The organism is Maricaulis sp. B-26, from assembly GCF_056857855.1.
Map to the genome: position 1 here is coordinate 224958 of NZ_JBSXNX010000027.1, position 6210 is coordinate 231167.

General features: G+C 64.4%; 6 protein-coding genes. 2 read left to right on the top strand and 4 right to left on the bottom strand.

All coding sequences use genetic code 11. From position 1 onward, the window contains the following. Positions 1–17: 17 nt before the first annotated feature. Both AC13HB_RS14755 and AC13HB_RS14760 read right to left on the bottom strand, forming a co-directional pair. Positions 18–707: a hypothetical protein gene (locus AC13HB_RS14755; RefSeq protein WP_482950541.1), complete on the bottom strand. Its 690-nt coding sequence runs from the start codon at positions 705–707 to the stop codon at positions 18–20. A gap of 81 nt (positions 708–788) precedes the next feature. Continuing rightward, positions 789–1727 carry an ArsR/SmtB family transcription factor gene (locus AC13HB_RS14760; protein WP_482950542.1) on the bottom strand — a complete coding sequence of 313 codons (939 nt, stop codon included), beginning with the start codon at positions 1725–1727 and terminating at the stop codon, positions 789–791. Between the two features lie 98 nt (positions 1728–1825). On the opposite strand from AC13HB_RS14760, the gene AC13HB_RS14765 reads away from it, so the two are divergent. Continuing rightward, complete coding sequence (locus AC13HB_RS14765) at positions 1826–3094, top strand: D-amino acid dehydrogenase (protein WP_482950543.1); 1269 nt, start codon at positions 1826–1828, stop codon at positions 3092–3094. Here AC13HB_RS14765 and AC13HB_RS14770 read toward each other — a convergent pair. Continuing rightward, positions 3091–3288, bottom strand: a complete 198-nt coding sequence (locus AC13HB_RS14770) for a hypothetical protein (protein ID WP_482950544.1) — start codon at positions 3286–3288, stop codon at positions 3091–3093. The genes AC13HB_RS14765 and AC13HB_RS14770 overlap by 4 nt on opposite strands. Positions 3289–3421: 133 nt before the next feature. Beyond that, the gene (ettA, locus tag AC13HB_RS14775; protein ID WP_482950545.1) at positions 3422–5089 is read right to left on the bottom strand and encodes an energy-dependent translational throttle protein EttA; all 1668 of its coding nucleotides are present in this window, start codon (positions 5087–5089) and stop codon (positions 3422–3424) included. A gap of 245 nt (positions 5090–5334) precedes the next feature. Between ettA and AC13HB_RS14780 the strand changes: the two genes are divergently transcribed. Further along, positions 5335–6003: a hypothetical protein gene (locus tag AC13HB_RS14780; protein ID WP_482950546.1), complete on the top strand. Its 669-nt coding sequence runs from the start codon at positions 5335–5337 to the stop codon at positions 6001–6003. The last annotated feature ends 207 nt before the right edge of the window (positions 6004–6210 follow it).

Sequence of the window (6210 nt, forward strand, 5' to 3'; positions counted from 1 at the left end):
CCGCTGCCCGGTATCCGTCAGTCGCCGATCCAGAAGCCGAAATCGACGTCGCTGACGCTGTCCCCGTTCACCGTCACATCGGCGGTGAAAAGCGTATCGACGGCATCGGCGCCGCCTTGCCAGCCGGCCAGGGCCGCCGCCTCGTAATCCCCTTCGATCGAGATCGAGCCGAGTTCGGGATGCGAGGCGAGGATAGAGACGCCGTCCGGCGTCACCGCGTAGCTGTCGATATCCATCGCATAGCCCTGATAGACATCGCCTTCATCGGACGTACCGATCACGTCATTGGTGTCCATGGCCCGCAGAAAGATCGAGGCCGGCTCGTCGCACTCCGGGCTGGGCGGCGTGACCTGGACGGTCTCGAACATCACGCCATTGAGGGCGACCGGCGCCGCGGCGATGAAATAGCCCGGCTGGGTCCCGGTTACGGAATAGACGGCCGATCCGGCCTCACCCGTTGCGTCGGCCCCGGCCGCGTCTTCCATCTCCCCCTCGGCCGCGTCGCCGGCCTCGCCCTCGCCGGACATGGCATCGCCGTCGCCAGCCTCCATGCCCGTATCGTCCGCCTCGGCGGAATTCTCCATTACATCCTCGACCGGTGCCGGGTCCTCCGCCGGAGCCGTGTCATCGGCCTTCCCGGCCATCCAGGCTCCGATACCGATCGCCGCCAGAATGGCGATACTTCCAAGATTCAACGCATTTTTCATGTCTGCCCCCCTTGCAAGACGAGCGCATGTTAACCTTCGCGTCTGAGGCGAAACAGCGGATTCGCGGGAGAGGCGAATCGGTCAGCGCTTGTGCGCCACCCAGATCTTCATGGTGAGCTGTCCGGCCGGGTCTTCCGGATGCAGCGAGACCTGCTCGACCAGCTCCAGTCCGGCGCGCTCGATCCAGTCGCGCATCTCGTCGTCGGAAAATCCGAGGCGGCGGTGATAATGATCCTCGCGCAGCGTCTCCAGCTGGTGCGGCGCGAAATCGACGATCAGGAGGTTGCCGCCGGGACGCAGCACGCGGGCGCATTCGTCGACGGCCAGGGCCGGGTCCTCGAGATAGTGGAGAACCTGGTGCACCGTCACCAGATCGGCGACCGCATTCTCGAACGGCAGCGCTCCGACATCGGCATGCCGAACGGAACAGTGCCGCAGGCCTGCCCGCTGCAGGTTCAGCCGGGCCACATTGAGCATGGAATGGTTGATATCCACGCCGATACCGCGCTCGACGCGATCGGAGAAGAGTTCCAGCACGCGCCCCGTACCGACGCCGACATCGATCATCAGCCTGAAGGGTCCCTCGCCGGCCATGCGGCGCATCTCGGCTTCCACCTCGCTGTCGGAGAGGTGCAGGCTGCGAATTCGGTCCCAGTCTTCGGCAACGCTCTCGAAATAGGACTGGGCGGCCTCTGCGCGCGTCTGCTTGATCGCGTCGAGGCGGGATATGTCGCGCGTCAGGACGGGATCGTCCTCGGGCACGAGATCATTGGCCATCTGCGCCAGTCGGCGGCCGCCGCCCGCATCGGTCAGACGGTAGAAGACATAGGCCCCTTCCGGCAGACGCTCGGCGAGTCCTGCATCGGTGAGCAGTTTGAGGTGGCGGCTTACCCGCGGCTGGCTCTGCCCGAGGATCTGCACCAGCTCGGACACTGTCAGCTCACCCCGCGACAGCAGCGCCACCACGCGCAGGCGCGTGGGTTCGGCGAGGGCCTTGAGCTGTGCGACGAGAGTTTCCATGAAATCCGTGCCGGGGAAGTGTGCAATATCCCTTGCTTTTATCTGCATCCCCGCGAAGTTCAAACCGGTGCATGTAGATCGGATTCCCGGAGTACGCCGTGGCGAACCAGGAAATCATCATTGTCGGAGCCGGGCTGGCCGGCGTTTGTGCGGCCTGGGCGCTGAACCAGCGCGGCCACAGCGTCACCGTGCTCGATGCCCATGCCGGTCCCGCCGAGGAGACCAGCTATGCCAATGCCGGCGCGCTGACCCCGTCCGAGCCGGAACCCTGGAATGCGCCCGGCGTGCACTGGGAGCTGCTGCGCTCCCTGCCCGACCCGCATTCGGCCATGAAGCTGCGCCTGGCACCACTCCCGGGACTGGCCTTCTGGGGACTGCGTTTTTTGCGCAACTCCACGCGCCGCCGCTATGAGGCAGCCTGCCGCGCCAATTTCGACCTCGCCCGGTACAGCCGCGATCTCACCGCAGGTGCGCGCGAAACGCTGGGTCTCGACTATGACAGTCTCAGCCACGGCACGCTGAAGATCTGCCGCGATGCGGAGGCGCTGGAAACTCGTGCCGCGACCGGCGAGATGCTGGCCGGTCACGGCCTGCGTTTCGAGGTGCTCGACCGCGCCGCCACCCTTGAGCGGGAACCCATGCTGGCGGGCATCGCCGACAAGCTCGCGGGCGCCATCTACTATCCGGACGACGAGTCCGGCGATGCCCGCCGCTTCACCATCGCCCTGGCGGAGAAAGCGGCGGAGGCCGGCGTCAATTTCGAATGGAATTCGCACGTCCACAGCCTGATCGACCGCGCCGGCCGCATCGCCGGCGTGCGCACTGAATCCGAGGAGATCGAGGTCGACCAGGTCGTGCTCGCGACCGGCTATATGTCGCGCCGCCTGCTCGCCCCGCTCGGCCTGCACCTGCCGGTCCGCCCCGTGAAGGGCTATTCGCTGACCCTGGACATGTCCGGCCTCGACCAGCGTCCGGGACTTCCCGTCGTCGACGAGAGCCTGCACGCGATCATCACGCCGCTGGGCGAGCGCCTGCGCATCGCCGGAACGGCCGAGTTCGCCGGCCTCGACCGGACGCTGCGGACCGAGCGGATCGACAATCTCAAACGCCTCTTGCGCGCCCTCTACCCGGCCATCGCCGACGAGCTGCTGGCCCGCGGCGAGGAGGCCTGGACCGGCTTCCGCCCGATGAGCGCGGACGGCCGCCCCTTCATCGGCGCGACGCGCATTCCCGGCCTCTGGCTCAATACCGGCCACGGCCATCTCGGCTGGACCCAGGCCATGGGCTCGGGCGCCCTCCTCGCCGACCTGGTGGACGGCGACGCTCCGCCCTTCGACGCCGAGCCGTTCAGCGCGAAGCGGATCTAATACCGGCGCCGCCTCTTTGGGCGCATGCGGTAAGGCTGCTGCATCACCGAAAAGCCGAAAAGCACATAGAACGCGACGCAAGCAATGGCGACCCAGCCAGCCCATGCTTCTTCACGCCCCGCCAAATGGGCAATGACCGTCAGGCAGACAAAGCCGACACCAAGCACGGGCAGGAGTTTTTTCAAAAACCACATCAATCGCGTCCCGTCTCGACCGCCTCATTCCACTACAAGATGTATCGTGGCGGGCGCTGCCCGGTCAAACGGCATGAAAAAGGCGCCCGGCCGGAGCCGGACGCCTTGATCGGATCGCTGAAGATCGCCCGCCTTACCGCGCGAACTTCTGGAACTTGATGCGCTTGGGCATGTCGGCATCGGCGCCGAGGCGGCGCTTCTTGTCTTCGATATAGTCCTCGAAATTACCTTCGAACCATTCGACATGGCTGTCGCCCTCGAAGGCGAGGATGTGCGTGGCCAGGCGGTCGAGGAAGAAACGGTCGTGCGAGATCACCACGGCACAGCCGGGATAGTTCTCGAGCGCCTGTTCCAGTGCCGCGAGGGTTTCCACGTCCAGATCGTTGGTCGGTTCGTCGAGCAGGAGGAGGTTGCCGCCGGTCTGCAGCGTCTTGGCGAGGTGGACGCGATTGCGCTCACCGCCGGAGAGAAGACCGACTTTCTTCTGCTGATTGCCGCCCTTGAAGTTGAAGGCGCCGACATAGGCCCGGCTCGGCACTTCCTTGCCGCCCAGATTGATCATGTCGTTTCCGCCGGAAATTTCCTCCCAGACGGTCTTGTTCGGATCGAGCGCGTCGCGCGACTGATCGACATAGGAGAGCTTCACGGTCTCGCCGAGACGGATCGAGCCCTCATCCGGCGTGTCCTGGCCGGTGATCATCTTGAACAGGGTGGACTTGCCGGCACCGTTCGGACCGATCACGCCGACCACGCCGCCCGGCGGCAGCTTGAAGGAGAGACCGTCGATGAGAAGCTTGTCCTCGAAGCCCTTCTTCAGGTTCTCCGCTTCGACCACGACACCGCCCAGGCGCGGGCCCGGCGGGATATTGATCTGGGCGACGTTGATTTCCCGCTTTTCGGCGGACTCGCGCAGTTCGTCATAGGACTTGATACGCGCCTTCGACTTGGCCTGGCGCGCCTTGGGCGAGGAGCGGATCCATTCCAGCTCGCGCTTGAGCGCCTTGTCCTTGGAGCTGGCTTCGCGCTCCTCCTGGGCCATGCGCTTGGCCTTCTGCTCGAGCCAGGCCGAATAGCCGCCCTCATAGGGTACGCCGCGGCCGCGATCGAGTTCCAGCGTCCAGGTCGTGATCGAGTCGAGGAAGTAACGGTCGTGGGTCACGACCAGTACGGCGCCCTTGAACTCTTCCAGATAATGCTGGAGCCACTGCACGCTTTCCGCGTCGAGGTGGTTGGTCGGTTCGTCGAGCAGCAGCATGTGCGGCTCGGACAGCAGCAGGCGGCACAGGGCCACGCGGCGGCGCTCGCCGCCCGACAGCTCGGCTACGCCCCAGTCGGCCGGCGGACAGCGCAGGGCTGTCATCGCCATCTCGATCTTGGAGTCGATATCCCAGGCATCGGCTGCATCGATCTTTTCCTGCAGCTCGGTCATCTCGGCCATCAGCTCGTCGGAATAATCCTCGGCGAGCTTCATGGAGACGGCATTGAATTCGTCGACAAGCGTCTTCAGCTCGGAGCCTTCAATGACGTTCTCCCAGACCGTCTTGCTCTCGTCGAGCTGCGGCTCCTGCGGCAGATAGCCGACCTTCACGCCTTTTTCGGCCCAGGCCTCGCCGGTGAAGTCTTTATCCATGCCGGCCATGATCTTCAGCAGGGTCGACTTGCCCGCGCCGTTCACACCGACGACGCCGATCTTCGCGTCGGGCAGGAAGTGCAGGGAAATGTCCTGGAAGACCGGCTTGTTGGCACCCGGATAGGTCTTGGACAGCTTGTCCATATGGTAGACGTATTGATAAGCGGCCATGGGGCGATTTTTCTCTTCGTCGCGAGGGAAACTCAGGGGCGCAGCACTTAACCGACAAGTGCCGCAAGGGCAATCGTCGAGGCAGTGGCTGCGCGGGGTCGGGGCTTATGTGGGGCTATGCGCGCGCGAAGTCCATGCTTCCGGCCTAATACCGTATTCGCGACATCCGCTCCGCCTGTTAACTTTTTCGCAGGCCGCGCTAAAATGGTCGCAGGGACGGACTGCAAGCTCCGGGGGAGGGCCTTGTGATCGCATCGGTCATCGACAGCGTGGCGGCGTGGGCAACCTCGCATACGACACTTTACTGGCTGAGCTGGGCCGGGATCGGTCTGGCGCTGGTCGGAATTCTGGCCCTGATCTGGGCCGTTCTCGGCATTGTGCGCGATTTCGACGAAGCCCATCTCCTGAAGCAGCAACGCGGCCCCCGGGCGAGACGGGCCAGGACCATCCGACGCAACATCACGAAATTCCAGCAATATGCGAACTCGGTCGTGCAGACGATCGCCATGCGCTCGGCCGGACTGATGGTTATCGGCATTGGCTTGCCAGGCCTTCTTCTGGGTGTGATCGCCTTCTTCCAACCCTGGTTTATCCCCGATGAAGCGGTTCTTCTGCTCGACGGGGAACCGGCCCGGGCCGATACGCAATCGGTCTATCAATTGAGCGTTTTCGTCCTCGACCAGGCCCTGCGCGGCGGGCTGAGCGATGTCTTCGAGGTGTTCGGATTGCGGCTCTCCGCTTTCGAGAACAATCCGTCGAATATTCTCTTTTCCAGCCTGACGCTGGGCTACCGACTGATATGCGGCCTCGTCTTCACCACCATGGTCTTCGTCATCGGCCGTATCGCCATCGGCTACCGCAATCTGTCGGCAGCGATCGCGCAGCTCCAGGCCCAACTGGAAACCGCCAGCTGAGCCGTCGGGCGGCGAAAATGATCTGCACCTTATCCCCACCCTCGAAATCTCCCGCATAATCACCCCCGTTCTCGCACCGCTCGAGGCCCGGCCTGGTTCGCCGGGGGTGCGGGGAGTACGGAGCCTGCCCGTCTCTGCTGACTGACCAAAGCAGGGCCCGGTGGTGGCCATCGGTTCGGAGAGGCAGCAAAAGCGCTGACTGTCTGT